This is a genomic window from Marinagarivorans sp., from assembly GCF_982758155.1.
The window spans coordinates 1-2,215 of record NZ_CEXWTU010000404.1 but is presented as its reverse complement, the minus strand read 5'-3'; the positions used below and the strand labels follow the sequence as shown (position 1 = coordinate 2,215).

3 protein-coding genes are annotated in these 2,215 nt (G+C 44.2%); all 3 read right to left on the bottom strand.

Going from position 1 to position 2,215, the window contains the following annotated elements:
* Positions 1-945, bottom strand: a 945-nt coding sequence (gene fbaA / locus AC3A8L_RS21380) for a class II fructose-bisphosphate aldolase (protein WP_487964300.1), incomplete at its 3' end; no start/stop codon positions are given.
* A 154-nt stretch (positions 946-1,099) separates the two neighbouring features.
* Entirely contained in the window at positions 1,100-1,855 is a 756-nt protein-coding gene (tpiA, locus tag AC3A8L_RS21375; protein WP_487964299.1) for a triose-phosphate isomerase, read from the bottom strand.
* Between the two features lie 202 nt (positions 1,856-2,057).
* Positions 2,058-2,215: SDR family oxidoreductase (locus tag AC3A8L_RS21370; RefSeq protein WP_487964301.1), on the bottom strand; the 158-nt coding region annotated here is incomplete at its 5' end.

The following is a 2,215-nucleotide window of genomic DNA, read 5'->3' as shown; positions in this document are numbered from 1 at the left end:
CAGGGACTTGCACCCTGCAAGACGCATCAAGATTAAACTTGACGCTCTAACGCCTTGCCAACTCGCCCACTGCGTATCGGTATCAATATTCATTTTCACTACACCATAGGAAATAGCTTCTTTAATATCTTGAACATCAGAACCAGACCCCCCATGAAAGACAAAGTCAACCGGATTAGCTTTTGTCTTTAATTTTTTCTGAATATACTCTTGTCTGTTTTTAAGAATTTGAGGGGTTAACTTAACATTTCCGGGCTTATAAACACCATGCACATTGCCAAATGCCGCCGCAACAGTAAATTGATGACTAATTTTACTGAGTGTTTCGTATGCAAAATAAACATCTTCAGGCTGAGTGTAAAGGGCCGAGCTATCCAGCCCCGTATTATCTACACCATCTTCTTCGCCACCAGTACAACCCAGTTCGATTTCCAAGGTCATGCCCATACGGCTCATACGCTTCAAGTAATCAGCGCATATTTCTATGTTTTCGTGCAAGGGCTCTTCCGACAAATCAATCATATGTGAGCTAAATAGCGCTTTACCTGTTTTTTCATAATGCGCTTCGCCTGCATCGAGTAAGCCGTCGATCCAGGGAAGTATTTTTTTGGCGGCATGATCGGTATGCAATATAACCGGCACACCATAAGCTTCTGCGACAGAATGAATATAATGAGCCGCAGCAATCGCGCCGGACACAGCACTTTTGTGGCCTTCAAGACAAATACTTTTCCCTAAAAAGAATTCAGCACCACCATAAGATATTTGCAATACCACCGGCGAGCCAGCACCTTTAGCGGCCTCCAAAACGGCCACAATAGAATTACTGCCAACCACGTTAACGGCAGGGTATGCACAACTGTTAGCTTTGGCCCAATTGTAAAGCACTTGAACATCTTGACCTTGTACTACCCCAGCAGGAACAGATAAACCTGAAAAATTCATATTAACCCCCATTAAAACTGAATTGATGTTTATAGAGAATATCCCTAATGGGATACATTATCGAACAATGACTCCCGGCCCCTATCGTTATTCTATTAACCTGCTTTCGTGCAGCCTCTTTGCATCAGTAAATAGACGATTTTAGCCTCGCCTCTTAAGAATCGAATTGTGAAGCCTGCCTACAGATCGCTAAGAAATGTTCCGGGTCTAAACTGGCGCCCCCCACAAGCACGCCATCTATATCCTTTTGCGATAGTAATTCTGCTGCATTCCCTTTATTAACACTGCCGCCATATACGATACGAATGCGCTCTGCCTCATCCGCACTGAATATCAGTGTAAGTTCAGCTCTAATTAATTCATGCACCTGTTGCGCTAATTCCGGCGAGGCCGAAAGCCCGGTACCTATAGCCCAAACAGGTTCATAGGCTATGCATAATTCCCGGCCTTCCAAAACAATATTCGTTAAGCTCTCTTTTAACTGTTTGGATAAAACAGAAACAGTTTCACCGGCGTCTTTTTCGGCTTGATTCTCACCGACACAAAGTACGGGTAATAAGTGATGATTTAACGCAGTCAACACCTTAATGTGGCAACCTTCATTGTTTTCAGCAAACATGGCTCGGCGCTCTGAATGGCCAATCAAACATAACGAGCAGCCCGCCTCTTTAAGCATCTGAGCCGAGGTTTCGCCGGTATATGCACCCGATTCAAAACGACTCACATTTTGACTGCCAATCAGTAATTCCGAAAACTGCAAAAACGTCATCATGTCCCGCATATAAATATAAGGCGGACAAATAGCAATGGTTGCATCAAAATGCTTACCGATAAACGAAGCTAAAGACATACATATTAAATCCAAGCCGCCATTTAGCTTCCAGTTTGCGATTACGATAGGTTTTCTCATTATCATTAAACTCCAATTGAATAACGCGTTACGTTAAAGGTTTTTGGGGTACTACCCATGTAAACGTCAATCACTACTTTTTTTAGGCCGCAAAGTGCCCTGCCAATATGGCTGATAGCGAATTTTTCGCCCGCAGGTAACTTAAGCTTAGTTGAGTATCTAAATGTGGTACACATGCCCCATACAATGGAGCATTGTGAACCTATTCGCCTTGAGGGCGGCCAATCGTCGCCAGTATGCCGCCGTCAACGTAGACCACCTGCCCCGTGATGAAATTGCTCGCATTACCGGCTAAGAAGATCGCGGCACCTTGAAGATCTTTTGGGTCACCCCATTTGCCCGCTGGAGTACGCTGTTTAA